The following is an 18,959-nucleotide window of genomic DNA, read 5'->3' on the forward strand; positions in this document are numbered from 1 at the left end:
ACTTAGCCCGCCTCGTTTGGCGGCCAGTTCTGCGTCTTGATCTTGCTGGTCCATTCGAGGAAGTCGGCGAGATCGTTGATCTCTTCGTCGGTCAGGTTGAATTGCGGCATCTGGCGACGGCCCTCGACACCAGAGGGCTGTGCAGCCATCCAGGAACGAAGCGTCTCGCGTGCACCGTCGCGATCGTCCTGGCCACCCCAGCGCGTCCAGACATTGCCGAGTTCGGGCGCGAAATAGGCGCCTTCACCCAGGATCGAGTGGCAGTTGATACAGGAGTGCTTTTCCCAGATATGCTTGCCGCGCGCGACGCTGTCAGACAGTGTCGTTTCGTCGGTCGATACCGTGCGGATGTAGTAATGGCTGTGGGCGGTGAGCCCCACGAAGATCGCAAAAAAGAAAATGGAGCCGCCATAAAAGACGTTGCGCGCTCCGGTCTTGGTCAGGCGCTCTGCCATGCCCTTGTCCTTCCGTCTGCCGGGCTAAAAAAGGCCCGACCTGGTTTCCCCGCCTCGAAGGCTCTGGCGATCCCCTCGCCGGCTCTGCGGGATGTTCTTTTCATAGAGAGTGAGCGGAGTTGTTCTTTGCGCTTTGGCAAGCAACGGCGCGAATGTTCATCCCAACAGAAGGACCACCAGCGACCGAGACAGTGCGGCGATCAGAATGATGCTTAACCAGCAGATGAGCGCGATCCGCATTGGGTGATGCCCGCCCCTGAGTTCGAGGAAGTCTAGAACCACAAGCCGTCCCTTTGCAAAGGCAATCCCAAGAACTGCGGCAATCGGTACGATCGTTGGACCTGCGAGCGCCGCAACAATTGCGCCGCCAATCGCGAAGGTCATCAGCATGGCGAGCACACCCACCAATTCCTCGTGCTGTCTGCGGGTCATGGGAAGCCTCACGCGAGATAGAGAATGGGAAAGATGACCAACCAGACGAGGTCGATCACGTGCCAGAGTGTGGCGATCAGAATCAGGTTCTCCCGTGCCGGGCGCCAGGCGACGAGAAGAAGCGCAATGGCGCCGAAGAAGACATGCAGGAGATGAAAGCCGGTAATGATGAAATAGAGCTCGAAGAAGGTATCGAGCGTCGCATCGTGGGCGTAGCGAACCTCACCCCAATATTCGAAGAGCTTGACCGCTACGAAGCAGAAGCCAAGCAGGGCAGCAATGGTTAACGGCCGTTTCACCGTCTGAAGTGCAAGCCGATTTCGCATCGCCACGGCGACGAAGTAGCCGCTGACCAGCAGGATAAGCGTGTTCGCGCCGGCGATCCCCGGCCTTAAATGCAGACGCGCCAGTTCGAAGGCTTGGGCATCGAAGGTCGAGACGACGAGGAAGCCAAAGATCAGGATGCCAAAAGCGATCAGCTCGCTCCACACCAGGATCCAGAGCAGCAGGTGGTCGTCCTTTGCCTCGTCCTGGAGGCTCGTTTGCATGGCCATGGTCACATCTCCCGTTGGTCGGGATCGTTTCTAGAGAAAAATCCGAAGCGCTCTTTGTGGGAGCGCAAAGAAGACTGACGAAAGACAAGGCAGAGTACGTCCACAACAGAAGGGAATGACTGAAATGACGGATGCACAGATCGGCCTTGTCGTTGCGACACCTGTCATCATGGGCTTTGCCCTGATGCTGAAGCGCATGGGCGTACTCCAGGGCGGAGGCACGCTTGCCGCCGTCCTCGCTTCGCTTGCCATCGGCGTCGTCCTGTTTCTCGGCCAGTAAGGAGAAAACGATGGAAACGACCGGATCAAGCCTGACGGCCAGCGAGGTCAGGGCGCTTGAGGACAAGCACCGCGATCTTCTCATTCTCTGCTTGAAACTGGAGGAATTGGCCGCCGACTTCGACACAGGTGAGATCCCACGCGGTATCCAAAAGGTGGCCAAGCACATCGAACCGCTGGTTGCCGCTGCCCACACTCTGGAAGAGCAAAAGTTCTACCCCGACCTTGAGCTGCATGCCGGCTCCTGCTTCGGCTCTCTTCTTCTCGATCAGGTCAAGTCCGAACACCGCGTCGACCGCCGCGCGGCCCGTGAGCTATCCCTCACTTTGGCCGCCGTTGCGCGCAAACGATGCAGGCTGAGCCTTCAAACGGTAGCTCATATGGTTCGCGGTTTTCAGGAGGCTGTCCGGCGCCATATCACCGCGGAGCAGATGTTGCTGCAGCAGCTCTTAAGCGTTGAGCCAGAGATGCAGGTGCTACCGACATGAGCCAGGTCATTCTAGCGCTTGCGGCATTTCTGTTGCTGCATTCGGTGCCGGCCATACCAGCCATTCGGGGAAGGCTGACCGCAGCACTTGGATTGCGTTTCTATCTCCTGGCCTATTCGGCAACGTCTGTGGCACTCCTGATATGGGTCCTGCATGCCGCCTGGAACACCGATTATGTCGAGATCTGGCAGCCAGATTCCCGGGGCGCCCTCGCCAATCTCGTGTTATCGCCAATCGGGCTCTTTCTCGTCACGGCAGGCCTCATCAGCCCCAATTCCGCATCTGTCAGCTTTATGGCAGGCGATACACCTGGAGCGATTACGACCGTTACACGCCATCCGGTTTTGTGGGGTTTTCTCCTCTGGTGTCTTGGACATTTGGCAGCAAACGGTGACATCAGATCGCTCCTCGTCTTTGGTGGCCTTGGGCTCTTCTCCGTGGCCGGGATCATCACAACGGAAAAACGCGCGCGACGCAGGATGGGAGATAGCTGGTCGCCAATCGGGAGATCAACGTCCATATTCCCCTTGATCGCCCTGTTCTCAGGACGCGCCAAGCTGCGTCTGGATGGACATCTGATAGCCGGGCTCGCCGTGACGCTGCTTGTCACACTCTGGCTGCTCGCGGGAGGCCATGCCGCCCTGTTTGGCGCAGACCCGATCCTCGCGCTCGACATCTGAGAACGATTCGAGCCGGCAATTCCACTCATTCCTTGCTCTACGTCAAACATCCGCGCGCGGACGGCTATTACATGAGTAAATTAATCAATTTTAGGAGCGGGTCGCCCGACACCATGAAACAGGTCAGCAAGACGAAGATCATTGAAGCCGACACGGTAGGCTATGCTCCAACCCGTCGCACTTTATGCGCTGGCATTGCCGCGACCCTCGTCCTCCCCTTCCTCAACAAGCGAACACGCGCATCTTCACTTGACCAGCTCGTCCTCTACGGCCCACCTGCCGGGCCATCGATCACGCTTGCCTATGCTGTTGGCAAGGGCCTGCTGCGCAATGTCGCCGACAAGGTGGAGTTCAAGGTATGGCGCACGCCAGATGAAATGCGGGCAGGTCTTGCATCCGGGTCGATGCAGGCTGTGATCATGCCGACCACGGCGGCGGCAAATCTCCATACGCGCGGCCTTGGCCTGAAACTGGCCAGCGTCATGACCAATGGCCTTCTCTATATGGTGTCGCGCAATGATAAGATCGCGGCTTTCGCCGATCTCGAAGGTCAAAGCGTAACCGTGCCATTTCCCAATGACACGCCGGAACTTGTCTTCGATGCGGCGCTTGCCCATCATCGGATGACCGGCAAGGTCAAGGTAGAGCGGGCCGGCACGCCGATCGAAGCTGTGCAGATGCTGCTCGCAGGGCGTATCGACACGGCGCTCCTACCCGAACCGGCAGTCTCTGCCGCCATCTTCAAGGCCAGTACCGGTGGTCAGGCGCTTCACCGCGTCATCGACATGCAGAAGGAATGGGGTAAGGTCACCGCAAGTACGCCGGTCATGCCCCAGGCAGGTCTCGCCCTGACGCAAAACTTCCTGGACGATCATCCGGAACAGGCGACCGCGCTTCTTGCGGGACTTGCACGGGCAGCAGTCGAGGTGAACGCCAATCCGGCAGCGGCTGCGAGCCAGGCCGCATCGGCACTTGAACTCCCATGGCCTGTTCTGGAGGCGTCGATCCCCTATTCGAACCTCGTCGCCATTGCCGCTCGGGACGCTCGCGGACCGATCGAGACCCTGCTCAAAGCCGTGGCACGGAGGCATCCCGATATGGTGGGCGGTCGCATGCCGGACGCGTCACTTTATCTGTAGGGCGGGATCATCATGGGCCTAGCTTATCGTGCGGGAAGGGTGGCGCGCTTCCTCTGGTCCGGCTGGGCGGGTTTCAGCGGCCTTGCCGTCTTTGCAGCCGTTTGGCAGCTCGGAGCCGAAGCCTATGGCAGCTTCGTGTTGCCAGCACCGGCCGAGACGATCCAGACCCTGTTCAAGCTAGCAGCAGACCCCGACAATCAGATGTTGGTGCTGTCGACGAGCTTGAGGGCGCTCGGCGGCTTTTCACTCGCCGCCGTGTTTGGAACGATGGCAGGCGTGGTGGCCGGATACCATCCGGCGATCATGAGGCTTGCGCGTCCGCAAGTAACCTTGCTGATCGGCGTCCCGCCAATCGCCTGGATCGTCCTTCTGATGATCTGGTTCGGCATGGGGGCCGGAACGGTCATTGCCACTGCGGCTATCGCCGCCTTGCCGCTTGTCTTTGTTGGTGCAGCCGAGGCCATCCAGACACGAGACCGGGGATTGGAAGACATGGCCCGTATGGCCGGCCTGTCGTGGCTGGCCCGCCTGTTTCAGATATCCCTACGGCAAACGCTTCATGCGTTATTTCCTGCTTTGGTCATGGCACTGGGCACAGCTTTCAAGGCAGCAGTCATGGCCGAGTTGCTGGCCAATGCCGGCGGGATAGGAGGCGCGCTCGCCAATGCCCGTTCCGCACTCGATGTGGAAGCAGCTCTTGCGTGGATCCTCCTGTCGGTCATTGCGCTGATCAGCGTCGAATATGGAATTGTTCAGCCTCTGCGCGCCGAAGCCGAGGCATGGCGGGAAGCCGCCCAACCCTGGGGCGTACGCCGATGACCCTCCTCCAGCTCAAAGCCGTGGGGCACGTTTTTCTCGGCCGCCCCGTTCTCGAACAGGTCAGTCTGCAGGTCAGCCAGGGGGAAATGGTCGCGCTGGTCGGACCATCCGGTTGCGGCAAGAGCACGCTTGCCCAGATCGCCGCCGGGCTGATTATCCCCCGCCACGGCCAGGTCGAGCGAGGCTATGCGCGCTGCGCTTTCGTCTTTCAGGAACCGCGCCTCCTCCCATGGGCAACGGTCGAAGCCAACGTGGCACTCGGCCTATCTGGCCTCCCAGTGGCGCGGTCCGAGCGAAGGGTAAGAACTGCAGCGGCCTGTGATCGCGTATCGCTGGAAGAGAGCGACTGGCAAAAGTTTCCATCGCAGTTGTCGGGTGGCATGCGCCAGCGCACGGCGCTTGCCCGTGCGCTCGTCGCCGACCCCGATTTCCTCTATTTCGACGAGCCCTTCACCGCACTCGATGCCGCCTTGCGACGACGGATGCAGGATCTCGTTGTCGCCACGGTCTCGAACAGCGGCAAGGGCGGGCTCTTCATCACCCATGACATCCATGAAGCGCTGCGGATCTGCCACCGGATCGCGGTTCTCGATCGCTACGGCCATGGAATTCTCGACTGCGTCGCTGTTCCCGAGACACCGGGGCATCGCAGTGAGGAGATGATTTTCGAGACGGCGCGAAGGCTCATCTCCGATCATCCGCTGTTTGCCGTCGTGGAAGAACATGACGAGCGGAGGCTGGCATGAGTGTGCTTCCAGCCATACGCATGCTTCCCTCGGCCGATCTTGCCAGGGCAATGTCCGCCGAAGGTCTGAGGTTGATGTTTCCACTTGCCGCCTTGCATGCGGCACTCTGGCCGCTTCTCTGGGTGGTCGTATGGTCTCACGACCTGCCTTTTGCTTCCTCGTCTCTTCCCGCCCACTGGCACGCGCAGGAAATGCTGGTCGGCTCCTTTGGAGCCGCGCTTTTAGGCTTCCTCACCTCTGCACTGCCGGAATGGACGGACACGCGGCGGATTAGCGGCCGTCCACTGTTCCTGTTTGCGGGCTTCTGGGCTGGCGCACGAGTGCTCGGCTTGCTTGCCGTCGAGAGCGGCTGGCTGATCGGTCTGATGTTCGATCAGGCCTGGATGCTGTTCCTGCTCGCCTATGCGCTGCGCCTGTCCTGGACCAAGAAGAGCACAGATCTCCTGGGCTTCGTCTTGTTCGTCACCGCCTTTGCTGGGGCTGCGGCCATGCTGCGGATCGCAATGGCCCTAGAACTCTACGATCTGTCGGAAAGTGCGATCCGAGTTCTTGGGTTCGCGCTTCTCGGCCTGCTCGGTCTCGCCCTTGCCCGCATCACCGTGCCGGTGACCAACCTGATCCTCGATCCGACGGAAAAGACCTCGCCCTACAGACCGCATCCGGGCCGGATGCATCTCTCGGCGGGATTGGCCATGCTGGTGATCCTGGCAGAGGCAGCCATGCTCTCGGACGCGGTGCGCGGCTATCTGATGATTGCTGCGGGCGCTGCCTTTCTCGATCGGGTCGCCGAGGGTTTTGTAGGTCGCGAAGGCCTTTCCTTCGAACTTGGCGGCCTTTGGCTATCGAGTGCGCTGGCCGGAACCGGCCTCATTACCTTCGGCCTCTCTCTCATTGGCCTGCCTCTGCCCTGGCTGGGCGGACTGCATCTGGCATTGATGGGGGGATTAGGTCTCGGCGTCCTGCAGGTTCTCTCGATTGCAGGTTTGCTGCATACCGGTCAACCGCTGCGCTTTTCCACGACAACCCGGTTGTCGATCCTGCTTCTGGTGCTGTCGGTGCTTCTGCGGGTCCTCCCGCAATTCGCACCATCCTTCTCCCTGCCCTTTGGTCCCTATGGGCTCACCTCGACTCTTTTTTCGCTTTCCTTCCTCCTCTGGGCCACGGCCTATATTCCTCTGCTCTGGTCGCCGGCATCGGTCGATCAGGAAAGGTGCTGACATGACCAAACTTTCCGGCCCCTCCGTCCCACAGCGTCTCTTGTCCGGCGGATTCCGCCTGTTCTTTCCGGGCAGCGCGCTTGTCGCCGCCCTCTCGATTGCGATCTGGGTTCCATGGTTCCTCGGCTTCATGCATGTGCCGACCCTCTTGCCCCCGGTAGCTTGGCATCAGCATGAGCTTCTCTTCGGCTTCGTCCCGGCCGTGATAGCAGGCTTTCTTCTCACCGCGGTGCCGAACTGGACCGGCAGACCCGGCTTGAAGGGCATGCCGCTTCTGGCGCTGTTTCTTTTCTGGGTCGCAGGGCGGCTCGCCATCAGTCTCTCGGAATGGAGGGGCATGCTCGGCGCGACGCTCGTCGCACTTACCTTCCTGCCGGTGCTAGCCATCTTCGTTCTTAAGGAACTTATCGCTGCCTCGAACCACCGCAATTACAAGATCGTCGCTGTAATCGTGCTCCTGAGCGCCGCTCAGGTTCTCTTCCATTTCGAGATTGAGCGCTACGGGCGCGTCGAAATGGCCGACCGTCTGGCGCTGTCCGCGATCCTCATCCTCATCTCCCTGGTCGCAGGGCGCATCATTCCAGCATTTACCGGCAACTGGCTAAAGGCGAACAATCCGGGACGGATGCCTGAGAATTTCGCCCGTTTCGATCTTGGTGTGATGATCCTTGGAGGCCTATCACTGGCGATGTGGATCGCTGTCGGCGGCGGTCTTGAAAGCCTCAGCTTTCCCACGGGGGTGCTGATGATCGTCGCCGGCGTTACTCATCTCGTACGACAGGCCAGATGGTGTCCCGAGCGCACGCTCAGCGAGCCTCTGGTGATGATCCTGCATGTCGGCTATCTCTTCATTCCCTTAGGCTTTTTTCTGACAGGCCTGTCCATGGTGGTGGACCACTCCGGCTTCGCCTCGGCAGGCATCCATGCCTGGACGACAGGTGGGGTCGGGGTCGTGACGCTTGCGGTGATGACCCGCGCCACGAGAGGCCATACGGGCCAGGCGTTGACGTCCCCGCACACGACAACCTGGCTCATCTATGCACCAATCATCCTCTCGGCACTGCTAAGGATCTTGGTCGCAATTTGGCCGCAGCACACCATGCTGCTATTGCCGATCGCAGGCCTTGCCTGGATCGTGGCATTCCTGGGTTACGTGGTCTTCTACATGCCGTTGATAGCGCGAAAGGGATAGGAGGGAGCCATGAGCGCCCTTACCCTTTCCATTCTGGTATCAAGGGTGCATCCGTCAACCCAAGCAGATCCACGGCACGAGCCGCAATATGGGCGACGAGATCCTCCACGCTCGCTGGATTACGGTAGAAAGAGGGGACCGGCGGCATCACCACGGCCCCCATCTCGGTCACCGCCACCATGTTGCGCAGGTGCCCGAGGTGAAGAGGCGTTTCGCGGGCAAGGAGAACCAGCCGGCGACGCTCCTTGAGCTGCACATCGGCGGCGCGAGTGAGAAGATTGTCGGTGATCCCGGTCGCGATGGCCGCAAGAGACCGCATCGAACAAGGGGCGACGATCATACCGGCCGTGCGGAACGATCCGCTGGCAATCGATGCACCGATATCGCTTTCCGAATGGAAATGGGTGGCGAGCCCGATCAGCCGCCCCATCGCCTCGTTGCCTGCCTCATGTGCGATTGTGCGGCGCGCCGCTGACGTGACGACGAGATGCAGTTCCACAGTATCTATGGCGGCCAGGAGCCGACCGACCTGAAGACCGATCGCCGCCCCCGAAGCGCCTGAAATGCCGAGAATGACGCGCCTCATCATGGCTCACCTGCCCTTGTCTTGACGGATCCAAGTCCAAGTTCGCCCCAGATCGCATCGACGCGCGCCGAGACCTCCGGCGTCATTTGCAGCACGCGGCCCCATTCCCGATCGGTTTCTGCGCCAAGCTTGTTGGTGGCATCGAGACCGAGCTTCCCACCAAGCCCAGGTTTAGCAGAGGCAAAATCGAGATAGTCGATGGGTGTATTGTCCACCACCACCAGATCGCGGGAGGCGTCGAACCGCGTGGAAATCGCCCAGATGACATCGCTCCAGTTTCTGACGTCGACGTCGGGATCCACCACGATGATGAGCTTGGTATAGCTGAATTGCGGCAGCATCGACCAAAGCCCGAGCATCATCCGACGCGCCTGCCCTGGATAGCGCTTGTCGATCGAGACGACGATCGCCCTGTAGGAGCAGGCTTCTGGAGGCAGATAGAGATCAATGATCTCCGGAAACTGGCGCTTGACGATGGGAAGGAAGAGAGCATTCATTGCCTCTCCGAGCACAGAAGGCTCATCCGGGGGGCGGCCCGTAAAGGTCGACAAATACACCGGATCATGCCGCATCGTCATCGCGCTCAAGGTCATGACGGGAAACGGTTCGACGGAATTGTAGTAGCCCGTGTGGTCGCCATAGGGGCCCTCAAGTGCGCTGTCCGCGATCGATACGGTCCCCTCCAGAACGATTTCTGCAGTGGCTGGAACATCAAGGGGCTGGGTGAGCGCCCGCACCACATGGGCGCGCTTTCCTCTGAGCACACCGGCGAACGAAAGCTCGCTCATTGTCTCCGGCAGCGGCATGACGGCGGAGAGGATCGTCTGTGGATCAGCGCCGATCACCACCGCAATGGGCATATCCTGCCCCACCGCCTGCCACTGCCGGAAGTGTTTTGCAGCACCACGATGGGCGAGCCAGCGCGTGATCAATCGCTTGCGATCCAGCGCTTGCAGCCGGTAGACGCCGACATTGACATCCTTGGGGTCGGAGGGCGATGCGGTGACGACAAGCCCCCAGGTGATCAGCGGTGCCGGTTCGCCGGGCCAGCACCACTGGATCGGCAGTCGGTTGAGATCAACGGCCTCGCCTTCAAACACGATATCCTGGCATTCGGCGTGAGACACCCTGCGGCATCCCAGCGCCATGGCGGAGCGAAGCACAGGCAGTTTCTTCAGGGCATCCCGGAGCGACGCCGGCGGCCTCGGTTCGCGCAATTCGGCCAGAAGGTCCGCGAGATCGCCGATCTTGCCGCCAGGGATGCCATAGCCAAGTTCGATCCGCTCGCGCGTACCGAACAGATTGGCAAGCAGCGATATCTCTGACACTGCACCGTCCGACCGGACCGGGCGCTCAAAGAGCAAGGCCGGGCCTCCCTCTGCCAGGACGCGCCTGTGAATTTCGGTAATCTCATGAACAAGGCTCACCGGCTGCGCGACGCGGAGAAGTCGTCCCCGCTTTTCCAGTTCGGTCATGAAAGCTTGAAGACCGTCGTAGCGACGAGGCGGTGCGTTCTGTGTCATGCGAACCGCTGTGACCTGTGAATTCGGTTGCGTCTTTGCGCTGGAGCAATCTGGATTGTCGGGCGTTCCCATAGGTTTGCGCCGGTTCAAACCACTCAAATTGGCGCAATGCAGATAACATCCATTCTGGCTCTCCCGCTGAAAGCCGTGCCGCTCATGCCTCTCGTGTCAATTGAGCTCGTGGCAAGTCGCCTCTTCAAGATCCTGCTCTCGGCTCATGGCGACATGTTCGAGCGCCTTGGCACATACAAGAGCAACCGCTTCTCATTTGCTCCGACTGATCTGCCCCTCATCTTCCTGATCGAACCTCACCTCCTCCGTCTCAAGGTAGTGCGCAAAGGCGAGACCTTCACGGCGGATGCGGGTGTCGAAGCCCCGCTGGTCATGCTGCTGGCGCTCCTTGAGGGCCGTTGCGATGCCGATGCGCTGTTCTTTTCCCGCGACCTGAAGGTGATCGGGGACATGGAAGCCATGCTTGCGATGAGAAACGCCCTCGATGACTGTGATATCGATCTTCCGCGCGATCTCGCACGGATCGGAGGACCTGCCGCGCCCATCGTGCACAGGCTAGCCGAGGAAATCCGACGCCAGTCGCTGAGGGGGATCCAGTGATGGAACTGATCTGTCCGGCGGGAACGCCAGCAGCCTTTCGTGAAGCCGTCGATGCAGGCGCTGACGCGGTCTATTGCGGCTTCCGCGACGAGACCAATGCCCGCAATTTCCCCGGCCTCAATTTTAGCCGAGAAGAGTTGCGAGACGCAATTGTCTATGCCCGCAAGAAGGGCTGCATGACATTCGTCGCCCTCAACACCTTCATGCGGGCTTGTGACGAAGAGATCTGGTATCGTGCGGCGGCCGACGCGGTAAGGCTCGGTGCCGATGCGTTGATACTAGCCGATTTCGGTCTCATGGCCCATGTCAGGGAACACTATCCAGAGCAGCGCCTGCATGTTTCCGTTCAGGCATCTGCTTCCAATCCCGAAGCAATCAATTTTCTCGTCGAAGCCTTCGATGCAAAAAGGGTCGTCTTGCCGAGAACGCTGACGATCAGCGACATTGCCCGCATTGGTCGCAAGGTCAAATGCGAGATCGAGGTCTTCGTCTTCGGCGGACTTTGCGTCATGGCCGAGGGACGCTGCTCGCTCTCCTCCTACGCCACCGGCAAATCGCCCAATATGAACGGCGTCTGCTCTCCGGCGAGCCATGTGCGGTACCGACAGGACGGCTCCGACATGGTGTCGGAGCTCGGCACTTATACGATCAACCGGTTCAACCATGGGGAGGCCGCCGGCTACCCCACACTGTGCAAGGGACGCTTCGACATCAGCGATACCCGTGGCTACGCCTTCGAAGACCCCGTGTCCCTCGATGTCATGGGAGAAATCGAAGCCTTGAAGGATGCCGGCGTCTCCGCCTTGAAAATCGAAGGACGCCAGCGCGGCAAAGCCTATGTGGCCGAAGTCGTGTCAACGCTGCGCCAAGTGCTCGCAACCGCCCCCTCGGGACGTGGCCCCTTGTTGGCCCGGCTGAGAGCGCTGAGCGAAGGGCAGAAGACCACGGTCGGCGCCTATGAGAAGCGCTGGAGATGAGCATGACCGAACTGACACTGGGCCCCGTATACTATCTCTGGGACGGCCCGAAATGGCGGGATTTCTATTTTCGGATCGCAGACGAAGCGCCGGTGGATCGCGTCATCCTCGGCGAGACCGTCTGCTCCAAACGTCAGCACTTCATCGAGCCCTACCTGGCGGATGTGGTGGAACGACTGGAACGGGCGGGAAAGTCAGTGGCCTTTTCCTCGCTGGCGCTCGTCACTCTGGAGCGCGAAGGCCGTATCGTGAAAGACCTGATCGAGACATCGGAACACCCCATCGAGGTCAACGATCTCTCCGCAATCGGCCTGATCAAGGGTCGCCGGCACCTCGTCGGCCCCTTGGTCAATGTCTATAATGGTCCAACGGCGCGCTTGCTGGCACAACGCGGGGCAGACCGTATCTGTCTTCCGCCGGAACTTCCCTTCAGCTCGATCGCCAGGATCGCTGCCGACGCACCAGATGTGGCTCTCGAAGTCATGGTTTTCGGTCGCATGCCGCTTGCCATATCGGCTCGCTGCGCCCATGCCCGCTCGAAGGGCAGGATCAAGGACAATTGCCAGTTCGTCTGTGGCGAAGAGCCGGACGGCCTGTCAATCGACACACTCGATCGCCAGTCATTCCTGGTACTCAATGGCGTGCAGACAATGTCGCACACGTGCCAACTCCTGCTCAGCGAACTGAAGGAGTTGCAAGAGGCCGGGGTCAATGGCTTCCGTCTCTCACCACAGGACTGCGACATGGCGCGCATCGCCGTCATCTTCCAGGAAACGCTGTCGGGCAGCATGGAACCCCAAGAGGCCGTCGAGTTGATCGGGCATACTTATCCCACAGCCAAGTTCTCCAACGGCTTTCATCACGCGCAAGAGGGAGCGGCCTGGGTATCGCGGGCAAAAAACAATGCCCACGCGCCTTGATGCCCGAGGGAGTACGAGCACATCTTGTTTGCGGAAGCGCAAAGACCGGATCGGCATTCATCACCATAGTCGGCGTCACAGCGATAACGCATTGAAGCGCAAAGCAAGGTGAACTCGATGGAACTTGACGCAAGCCAGACGGTCGGAAAGATCGCGACCTCCCTCCCCGGTGCAGCCGCACTTTTCCGCCGTCACGGCATCAGCTTCTGCTGCGGTGGCTCTGATAGCCTCGAGGTTGCGGCCGAAGCCGCGGGTGTCTCGCCGGAAACACTGGTGGGCGAATTGCAGGGCCTTGTCGACGCCGCCTCGACGGAAGCACCGGATGGAACTGTCGATCTGATCAAGCACCTCAAGACACGCTACCACGACACCCACCGCGCCGAACTCATCTCGCTGATCCCGCTAGCGGCCAAGGTCGAGCGGGTGCATGGCGATCACCCCGATGCACCGATCGGCCTGGCAAATCTGCTTGAGCGCATCCAGAGCGACCTCCACAGCCACATGCATCGCGAGGAGCTTATGCTCTTCCCGCTCATGGAACGCGGCGACCATAAAGCTCTGACAAGACCCATTGAACAGATGCGCCACGAACATGACGTCGAGGCCGGGCATCTGACAGAACTCGAGCACGTGACGGGCGGATTTCATCTGCCGGACGGTGCCTGCAATTCCTGGCGCGCGCTTTACACAGGCGTAAAGAAGTTTGCCGACGATCTCGTCCAGCACATGCATCTGGAAAATGAAGTCCTCTTTCCACGCTTTACCGGCGGGACCCTCTAAAACAAACCTATCGAGGATGAGGGATCATGCGGAAGAACCAGAACCCGGACCGAGGTATAGACCGCGACAGGTTTCCTCCTCCAGTCGTTTTTAGATCGCGGCGTGAGCGAGCCTGTGACACCATCTGCGACATGCATGAATGCGTAATCAGTGGCTGCGCCGGACCCGATACGGTCGCCTATCTCATGGAACGACTGCTGTCACTTGATCCTCGATATACAGGCGACAGGCGATGATCGGCCCGTCATGCCATCCGCTCAATTGCGCCTGGAGTTTGCGCGTAAACGTGCGGTTCGCGGTTCAATCCCTACCAAACCTGCGTTGGATTGACGCACGCTGAGGTTTATTTGTTCAGCGCTTGGCATTCGTCAAACCGAGCCGGAATGCGTTAGGCAGGTTTTTACCTCATCACATCAATTTTCGCTAAAATCACATCGTATCATGATGTTACGATATTCGGCATGATGCCCCAACTCAGGACAACCTGTAAGATGCGCATCACCGACTTTTCGATCAGCAAACGCCTCTGGCTAGCGATCATGATCCCCCTGGTTGCAGCACTCACCCTTGCCTCGATGGAGTTTCTAAGCTCGTGGGGTTCCTACCGGCAGATGCAGACCGTCGTCAAAGTGAGCGAGAACATCGCGGCGATGGGCGAGATGATCCACGTCCTTCAAGGAGAGCGGGGACAGAGCGCTGGATACATCGGATCAAAGGGCAGCACGGACAAGCAACCGCTTGTGACGGCGCGTCAGTCGACGGATGCGGCTCTGGCAAAATTGCCAGATCTCGCTGATGCCTTGGCGGAATTCGAAAACGCGGAGCTTAACCGTCGCTGGAGCTTCGTACAGGACACATTGAAAAGCCTCCCCGACATCAGACGATCTATAGACAATCTATCCTTCGCCGGAAAACAGTCCTTCGACTTCTATAGCGGCCTGATCGGTGAGCTCTCGGGCCTCGCCTCGGAACTGTCCCTCCAAGGTGTCGGGTCGAGGATCGCGGCCGAAATGATCGGCTATAACCTGCTCATGCAGGCAAAGGAGATCGCAGGCCAGGAACGCGCAACCGGCAACACCTTCATCACCTCAGGCAACATTGACCCCGAGCGCATAGCTCCCTTTGCCCGCATGGCTGGCGCGCAGAACGTGCTGATCGATAATTTCCTCGCCCTGCAACAGAAGGAATGGCAATCCGCCTACGCTTCGCAGCTATCCATTCCCGCATCGAAGGAGATCGAAGCCACGCGGTCGACCTTGATTGAGACTGGTTCAACAGCGGCCAGTGATTTGAGTGCTGATCGCTGGTTTGCAGCCGCCAGTCAGCGCATTGACGCAATGAAGGCTCTGGAGACGGCAAGCCTCGAACGTCTCGCCAGCGAGGCACGCGCCATCGCCGCAGCCGCATTCACGCGCCTTGGAACGGATCTGATCCTCTGTGTCGCTGGAGCAATTCTGGTCATCGCTTCGTCGATGCTTCTGGCACGCACCATCAGCCAACCGCTGAAGGCGCTCGTGCTGTCAATGTGCAGATTGGCGGAGGGGCACCTTGAGACAACGGGGCAGTCTGCCGACCGGAAGGACGAAGTCGGAGACATGGTCAAAGCGGTGGAAGTCTTCCGGCTCTCTGCCATCCGCAATCGCGAACTGGAGCTTGAGGCAGAGCATGCGCGCGAACAGGCCGAACGCGACCGAGTTGACATGCAAATCGCAGCTGAGGCAGATGCCGAAGCGCGCTTGAACAAGGCGACGGGCACGCTGGCCCAGGCCTTGAGGAAGCTTGCTGCCGGCGACCTTCTTTGCGAGGTGAACCAGGCCTTTGCACCGCAGTTCGAAGACCTTCGCCATGACTTCAACCGCTCGGTGGTGCAGTTACGGCAAGCGCTGGTTGGTGTTGGCCAATCGGTCGCGACCGTCACCGGCGGAGCATCCGAAGTTTCTTCAGCATCGGATGACCTGTCGAGGCGCACCGAGCAGCAGGCCGCCTCGCTTGAAGAGACGGCCGCGGCACTCGAACAGATCACAGCCAATGTGACGGCCACGTCTAGACGCTCAGATTTGGCCCGCAGCGTAACAAAGAGCGCACGCGAAAGGGCAAATCGATCCGGTGAAGTGGTGCGAAACGCCGTGGCAGCGATGGACAAGATCGAGCAGGCATCGAGCCAGATCAGCCAGATTATCGGTGTGATCGACCAGATTGCCTTCCAGACCAACCTGCTTGCTCTCAATGCGGGCGTCGAGGCAGCCCGCGCCGGCGAGGCCGGCAAGGGGTTTGCCGTGGTTGCCCAGGAAGTCCGGGAGCTGGCCCAGCGTTCAGCACAGGCAGCCCGGGAAATCTCGGGACTGATCGGTAATTCTGAACTGGCTGTTCGTCAGGGCGTCGAGCTGGTCTCCGAGACCGGCACCGGACTGGCCGAGATTGACGAGCTCGTGCAGGAAGCAGCAAGCCACGTGGATGCCATCGCCATTGCAGCCCAGGAACAGGCAGTCGGTCTTTCGCAGGTCAATGTCGCGGTGAACCATCTGGACCAATCGACACAACAGAACGCGGCCATGGTGGAAGAGATGAACGCTGCTGGCGCAGCCTTAGCCAGCGAAAGCTCCACATTGGCGCGTCTTCTCAACGCATTCACCTTAACCGCACCTTCGGAGACTACGTTTGCGCCACAGTTAAGGCGGGCGGGAACATGACTATGCTGGCCCCATGGCAAATTCCCGCGGTCACGAAGAGGCGATTACGACACTTCTTTGCGGCAACGCAAGGACGGTCCGGCAGGGAAACTGTTTAAGGGAAGCTAATAAAGCCGATATTGGGGACCCAGAAGAATGACCGGTTATACGCTCTTACTCCCTGCCCTGGCGATCACGCTGCTGTCCGCAATTGCAACGCCGGCTTTGGCTGACGGCAGCCATAATCATCCGGCTGCAAACGGGACTGCTTCCGCCCCGCTCGACATTGTACGCTCGGCAATTGATCTTGCTCCGCCTGTTGGCCGCAGGGGACCGAAAACCATCAAGGTGAAGCTGGACACTGTCGAGGTGACGGGTAGGCTCGCGGACGGCGCGACGTATCACTATTGGACCTTCAACAAGAAGGTCCCCGGCCCTTTTGTTCGATCCAGAGTGGGCGATACCGTCGAAGTCGAGCTCACGAACCTAGCCGACAGCAGTGAACGGCACAGCGTTGATTTCCATGCCGTGACGGGCCCCAGCGGCGGAGCAGTGGCAACCGACGCTGCTCCCGGGGAGACCAAAAGCTTCACTTTCAAGGCGCTGAAGCCAGGGCTGTACGTGTATCACTGCGCCGTGCCACTTGCCGCACAGCACATCGCCAATGGCATGTACGGCCTCATCCTTGTTGAACCGGAGCAAGGCCTTCCGCCGGTTGACAGGGAGTTTTATATCATGCAGGGCGAAATATACACCAGAGAACCCTTCGGCACGAAAGGCAAGCTCTCGGAGAGTCTGGAAATGCTCTTAGACGAACAGCCGGAATACTACGTCTTCAATGGGGCAGCCAATGCCCTCACCGAAGATAATGCGCTGACAGCCAAGGTCGGCGAGACAATTCGCATCTATTTCGGCGTCGGCGGCCCCAACAAGACGTCCAGCTTTCATGTCATCGGCGAAGTATTCGACAAAGCGTATCAACTGGCGTCCCTGACAAGCGGCCCTCTGACCGATGTGCAGACGGTTTCCGTGCCGCCGGGCGGAGCTGCAGTAGTCGACCTAACCCTAGACGTTCCTGGCGAATATATGCTTGTGGACCACGCCCTGTCGCGGGTGACACGTGGGCTGGTGGGCAAACTCCTCGTTGAAGGGCAGCAACGGCCGGAGATCTTCGGTAACACAGCGACCAAGATCATCGAACAGGAGCATCGTGAACCCGGCTCACAATAATGGTCCGAGCAATGAGGCCGGTTTGGGCAAAAAGCTAGGTGGTTATGAGGTCTTGCAGGTGTTCGAACCGGCGATCAGTGGTTACTGTCTGACCGTAGCGGGTTGCCAGCACTAAATAAAAAACCACACGGCAGGTCGACCAGGCATGTGCGGCACCAAGCCCGGCGGCCGACAAGCAAATCCTCTCATTCCGGCACCATTACACGTCATTCGAGAGCCCGTTCGTTGAAACGCTGTCGTTCCCGAAAGCCGCCACATATGCGTCTCTCAATGACGAGCCAACGCCGAACCTGAAGAACAGATCCTGGCCAAGAAGGGAGACGACATCGTCCTTCAGACTCTCAGCGTCACGAGAGCATGCGTAAGCGCGACCGGTCACATTTCCTGCGGAACAATTTACGATGGAAAACCCGTCCCCGCGCAACGAATTGGCGACAAGTCGTGTGCCGTCGCGCAGCCGCTTTTGAAGAAGCTCAAGGGCCGCCCAATCATCTGAAAGGCAAAGCTCCCGAAATTGGCCTGGTCCTGGGCCGGCCTCAATGATCACATAGATTTCCGACATATTCCTCCTGAACCGGTAGAGTGTACTAATAGAGCATTTCGTTCTGACGGAAAACAGAGCTCACAGATCCGACGGAGTTGAGGGGAGAAGCGCCACCTGCCGACGGCGCCGCCGAATCCTGTAGATCCGCTCGACGCAAGATGGCCGATGGAACACTTGCTGTTCAGTAGCCGTGGCGGCGTGAGATCCACTGAAGACTGCATGTGGTCCTGTTTTTATGTCTGTGGACGCCGCGTGGCACGCAGCGCGCCCCTTGCTAGATGGCTAACGAGAGTCCATTAGTCGGTGGCAAGCCCGCTACTGCAATCAAAGGAGCGGCAAGAGATCGAGCGCCCGCCGGAGAGAACTGCGCTAAGCCGTCCAGCCCACGGAGGCATATGTCGCTTAGTCCCATAAAGGCGAATTTGACCGCCCGCAACTCTGCAACTTCTCGCGCAGCTATCGCCACCAAGTGCCAAGGTTTGTGAGGACACCAACGCCTTGACCCGCGGGCACTAAAGAGCTGCTTCCTCGATTGCGCCGCATTGCGTCAAAGCCTTAGATCCTATCCAGCATAGGGTATACTCACAGAAAAAACGTGACCGCCAGGCAACAATCGAAGCGATCGCGGACAGCGCCGACTTGATCAGGCGTATTCTGCGCGTGCGTGTTACGGTCCAGTCATAGCCGTGGGCAAACAGCTCATTGCCGGTCATGATGCTACAAAGCGGCTGTTTATTCGCTTATCGCGTCCAACAGTTTCAGAACCTTTACGACTCTGACTCGCGGGAAGCCGGCCGTACGATCACACCTCGCACAACAGCGAAAATGGCTCCGACCAGGCCGCCCGTGACAATGCCGGCAGACCCACCCGCAAAGGCCGCCACGAGACAATAGCCAACAAGCGCCAGGCTGAAGCTGGGCGTGAGGTAGACCGCTGCGGCTATGCCGACGAGCGCGCCGACAACGCCGAACGCAAACCCCATTCCCGTAACCGCATCGGACGGATCGATGACGATGACCCGCTGATGATCGGCTGACGCCAGCGGACCAGCAAGCCCATCTTCATTTGTCGTCTTGTCACTTTGCATGCTCGTCTCCCACGACCCATGGCCGTCCT

General features: G+C 59.6%; 21 protein-coding genes. 14 read left to right on the plus strand and 7 right to left on the minus strand.

What is annotated here, in order from left to right; all coding sequences use genetic code 11:
- Positions 1–2: 2 nt before the first annotated feature.
- The 3 genes from E9677_RS17545 to E9677_RS17555 form a co-directional block, all read right to left on the minus strand.
- Positions 3–455 carry a c-type cytochrome gene (locus tag E9677_RS17545; RefSeq protein WP_136559348.1) on the minus strand — a complete coding sequence of 151 codons (453 nt, stop codon included), beginning with the start codon at positions 453–455 and terminating at the stop codon, positions 3–5.
- A 156-nt stretch (positions 456–611) separates the two neighbouring features.
- A complete protein-coding gene (locus E9677_RS17550) occupies positions 612–887 on the minus strand; it encodes a cytochrome C oxidase subunit IV family protein (protein WP_076397189.1) in 276 nt (91 codons plus the stop codon).
- Positions 888–895: 8 nt separating this feature from the next.
- Entirely contained in the window at positions 896–1,441 is a 546-nt protein-coding gene (locus E9677_RS17555; RefSeq protein WP_136559349.1) for a cytochrome c oxidase subunit 3, read from the minus strand.
- A 124-nt stretch (positions 1,442–1,565) separates the two neighbouring features.
- On the opposite strand from E9677_RS17555, the gene E9677_RS25255 reads away from it, so the two are divergent.
- From E9677_RS25255 to E9677_RS17590, 8 genes are all read left to right on the plus strand, one after another.
- Positions 1,566–1,721: a hypothetical protein gene (locus E9677_RS25255; RefSeq protein WP_205910163.1), complete on the plus strand. Its 156-nt coding sequence runs from the start codon at positions 1,566–1,568 to the stop codon at positions 1,719–1,721.
- 10 nt (positions 1,722–1,731) lie between these two features.
- A complete protein-coding gene (locus E9677_RS17560; protein WP_136559350.1) occupies positions 1,732–2,208 on the plus strand; it encodes a hemerythrin domain-containing protein in 477 nt (158 codons plus the stop codon).
- The gene (locus E9677_RS17565; protein ID WP_136559351.1) at positions 2,205–2,888 is read left to right on the plus strand and encodes an NnrU family protein; all 684 of its coding nucleotides are present in this window, start codon (positions 2,205–2,207) and stop codon (positions 2,886–2,888) included. Before E9677_RS17560 ends, E9677_RS17565 begins: the two co-directional genes overlap by 4 nt.
- Before the next feature lie 113 nt (positions 2,889–3,001).
- Complete coding sequence (locus tag E9677_RS17570) at positions 3,002–4,027, plus strand: ABC transporter substrate-binding protein (RefSeq protein ID WP_136559352.1); 1,026 nt, start codon at positions 3,002–3,004, stop codon at positions 4,025–4,027.
- A 12-nt stretch (positions 4,028–4,039) separates the two neighbouring features.
- On the plus strand, positions 4,040–4,846 hold the full coding sequence (locus E9677_RS17575) for an ABC transporter permease (protein WP_136559353.1): 807 nt from the start codon (positions 4,040–4,042) through the stop codon (positions 4,844–4,846).
- Positions 4,843–5,592, plus strand: a complete 750-nt coding sequence (locus E9677_RS17580; RefSeq protein ID WP_069041039.1) for an ABC transporter ATP-binding protein — start codon at positions 4,843–4,845, stop codon at positions 5,590–5,592. Before E9677_RS17575 ends, E9677_RS17580 begins: the two co-directional genes overlap by 4 nt.
- Entirely contained in the window at positions 5,589–6,809 is a 1,221-nt protein-coding gene (locus E9677_RS17585) for an NnrS family protein (protein ID WP_136559354.1), read from the plus strand. The genes E9677_RS17580 and E9677_RS17585 overlap by 4 nt, the downstream gene beginning before the upstream one ends.
- Position 6,810: 1 nt before the next feature.
- The gene (locus E9677_RS17590; protein ID WP_168801256.1) at positions 6,811–8,001 is read left to right on the plus strand and encodes an NnrS family protein; all 1,191 of its coding nucleotides are present in this window, start codon (positions 6,811–6,813) and stop codon (positions 7,999–8,001) included.
- Between the two features lie 19 nt (positions 8,002–8,020).
- Here E9677_RS17590 and E9677_RS17595 read toward each other — a convergent pair whose 3' ends face one another.
- Together E9677_RS17595 and E9677_RS17600 are read right to left on the minus strand one after the other, a co-directional pair.
- Complete coding sequence (locus E9677_RS17595) at positions 8,021–8,587, minus strand: UbiX family flavin prenyltransferase (RefSeq protein WP_235883017.1); 567 nt, start codon at positions 8,585–8,587, stop codon at positions 8,021–8,023.
- Complete coding sequence (locus E9677_RS17600) at positions 8,587–10,110, minus strand: UbiD family decarboxylase (RefSeq protein WP_136559357.1); 1,524 nt, start codon at positions 10,108–10,110, stop codon at positions 8,587–8,589. The genes E9677_RS17595 and E9677_RS17600 overlap by 1 nt, the downstream gene beginning before the upstream one ends.
- A gap of 108 nt (positions 10,111–10,218) precedes the next feature.
- Between E9677_RS17600 and ubiT the strand changes: the two genes are divergently transcribed.
- The 6 genes from ubiT to nirK all read left to right on the plus strand — a co-directional run bounded on the left by ubiT (position 10,219) and on the right by nirK (position 17,298).
- A complete protein-coding gene (gene ubiT / locus E9677_RS17605) occupies positions 10,219–10,722 on the plus strand; it encodes a ubiquinone anaerobic biosynthesis accessory factor UbiT (RefSeq protein ID WP_136559358.1) in 504 nt (167 codons plus the stop codon).
- Positions 10,722–11,699 carry a ubiquinone anaerobic biosynthesis protein UbiU gene (ubiU, locus tag E9677_RS17610; RefSeq protein WP_136559359.1) on the plus strand — a complete coding sequence of 326 codons (978 nt, stop codon included), beginning with the start codon at positions 10,722–10,724 and terminating at the stop codon, positions 11,697–11,699. The genes ubiT and ubiU overlap by 1 nt, the downstream gene beginning before the upstream one ends.
- On the plus strand, positions 11,696–12,619 hold the full coding sequence (gene ubiV, locus E9677_RS17615; protein ID WP_136559360.1) for a ubiquinone anaerobic biosynthesis protein UbiV: 924 nt from the start codon (positions 11,696–11,698) through the stop codon (positions 12,617–12,619). Before ubiU ends, ubiV begins: the two co-directional genes overlap by 4 nt.
- Positions 12,620–12,727: 108 nt before the next feature.
- Complete coding sequence (ric, locus tag E9677_RS17620; protein WP_408014743.1) at positions 12,728–13,399, plus strand: iron-sulfur cluster repair di-iron protein; 672 nt, start codon at positions 12,728–12,730, stop codon at positions 13,397–13,399.
- 491 nt (positions 13,400–13,890) lie between these two features.
- Positions 13,891–16,089, plus strand: a complete 2,199-nt coding sequence (locus tag E9677_RS17625) for a methyl-accepting chemotaxis protein (RefSeq protein WP_168801257.1) — start codon at positions 13,891–13,893, stop codon at positions 16,087–16,089.
- Positions 16,090–16,224: 135 nt separating this feature from the next.
- On the plus strand, positions 16,225–17,298 hold the full coding sequence (gene nirK, locus E9677_RS17630) for a copper-containing nitrite reductase (protein WP_136559363.1): 1,074 nt from the start codon (positions 16,225–16,227) through the stop codon (positions 17,296–17,298).
- Positions 17,299–17,497: 199 nt separating this feature from the next.
- On the opposite strand, the gene E9677_RS17635 is transcribed toward nirK, so the two are convergent.
- Entirely contained in the window at positions 17,498–17,860 is a 363-nt protein-coding gene (locus E9677_RS17635) for a mCpol domain-containing protein (RefSeq protein ID WP_136559364.1), read from the minus strand.
- A gap of 749 nt (positions 17,861–18,609) precedes the next feature.
- Positions 18,610–18,930, minus strand: a complete 321-nt coding sequence (locus E9677_RS17640; RefSeq protein WP_235883018.1) for a hypothetical protein — start codon at positions 18,928–18,930, stop codon at positions 18,610–18,612.
- Positions 18,931–18,959: the final 29 nt, after the last annotated feature.

The organism is Peteryoungia rhizophila (assembly GCF_004912145.1).
Taxonomy (GTDB): domain Bacteria; phylum Pseudomonadota; class Alphaproteobacteria; order Rhizobiales; family Rhizobiaceae; genus Allorhizobium; species Allorhizobium rhizophilum.

Coding starts and splice junctions, on each gene's coding strand:
- ubiU (WP_136559359.1), top strand. CDS start 10,722: ATGGAACTGATCTGTCCGGCGGGAACGCCAGCAGCCTTTCGTGAAGCC.
- E9677_RS17600 (WP_136559357.1), bottom strand. CDS start 10,110: ATGACACAGAACGCACCGCCTCGTCGCTACGACGGTCTTCAAGCTTTC.
- E9677_RS17585 (WP_136559354.1), top strand. CDS start 5,589: ATGAGTGTGCTTCCAGCCATACGCATGCTTCCCTCGGCCGATCTTGCC.
- E9677_RS17595 (WP_235883017.1), bottom strand. CDS start 8,587: ATGAGGCGCGTCATTCTCGGCATTTCAGGCGCTTCGGGGGCGGCGATC.
- ubiV (WP_136559360.1), top strand. CDS start 11,696: ATGAGCATGACCGAACTGACACTGGGCCCCGTATACTATCTCTGGGAC.
- E9677_RS17625 (WP_168801257.1), top strand. CDS start 13,891: ATGCGCATCACCGACTTTTCGATCAGCAAACGCCTCTGGCTAGCGATC.
- E9677_RS17590 (WP_168801256.1), top strand. CDS start 6,811: ATGACCAAACTTTCCGGCCCCTCCGTCCCACAGCGTCTCTTGTCCGGC.
- E9677_RS17580 (WP_069041039.1), top strand. CDS start 4,843: ATGACCCTCCTCCAGCTCAAAGCCGTGGGGCACGTTTTTCTCGGCCGC.
- E9677_RS17560 (WP_136559350.1), top strand. CDS start 1,732: ATGGAAACGACCGGATCAAGCCTGACGGCCAGCGAGGTCAGGGCGCTT.
- E9677_RS17545 (WP_136559348.1), bottom strand. CDS start 455: ATGGCAGAGCGCCTGACCAAGACCGGAGCGCGCAACGTCTTTTATGGC.
- nirK (WP_136559363.1), top strand. CDS start 16,225: ATGACCGGTTATACGCTCTTACTCCCTGCCCTGGCGATCACGCTGCTG.
- E9677_RS17570 (WP_136559352.1), top strand. CDS start 3,002: ATGAAACAGGTCAGCAAGACGAAGATCATTGAAGCCGACACGGTAGGC.
- E9677_RS17550 (WP_076397189.1), bottom strand. CDS start 887: ATGACCCGCAGACAGCACGAGGAATTGGTGGGTGTGCTCGCCATGCTG.
- E9677_RS17565 (WP_136559351.1), top strand. CDS start 2,205: ATGAGCCAGGTCATTCTAGCGCTTGCGGCATTTCTGTTGCTGCATTCG.
- ubiT (WP_136559358.1), top strand. CDS start 10,219: ATGCAGATAACATCCATTCTGGCTCTCCCGCTGAAAGCCGTGCCGCTC.
- E9677_RS17640 (WP_235883018.1), bottom strand. CDS start 18,930: ATGCAAAGTGACAAGACGACAAATGAAGATGGGCTTGCTGGTCCGCTG.
- E9677_RS17635 (WP_136559364.1), bottom strand. CDS start 17,860: ATGTCGGAAATCTATGTGATCATTGAGGCCGGCCCAGGACCAGGCCAA.
- E9677_RS17555 (WP_136559349.1), bottom strand. CDS start 1,441: ATGGCCATGCAAACGAGCCTCCAGGACGAGGCAAAGGACGACCACCTG.
- E9677_RS17575 (WP_136559353.1), top strand. CDS start 4,040: ATGGGCCTAGCTTATCGTGCGGGAAGGGTGGCGCGCTTCCTCTGGTCC.
- E9677_RS25255 (WP_205910163.1), top strand. CDS start 1,566: ATGACGGATGCACAGATCGGCCTTGTCGTTGCGACACCTGTCATCATG.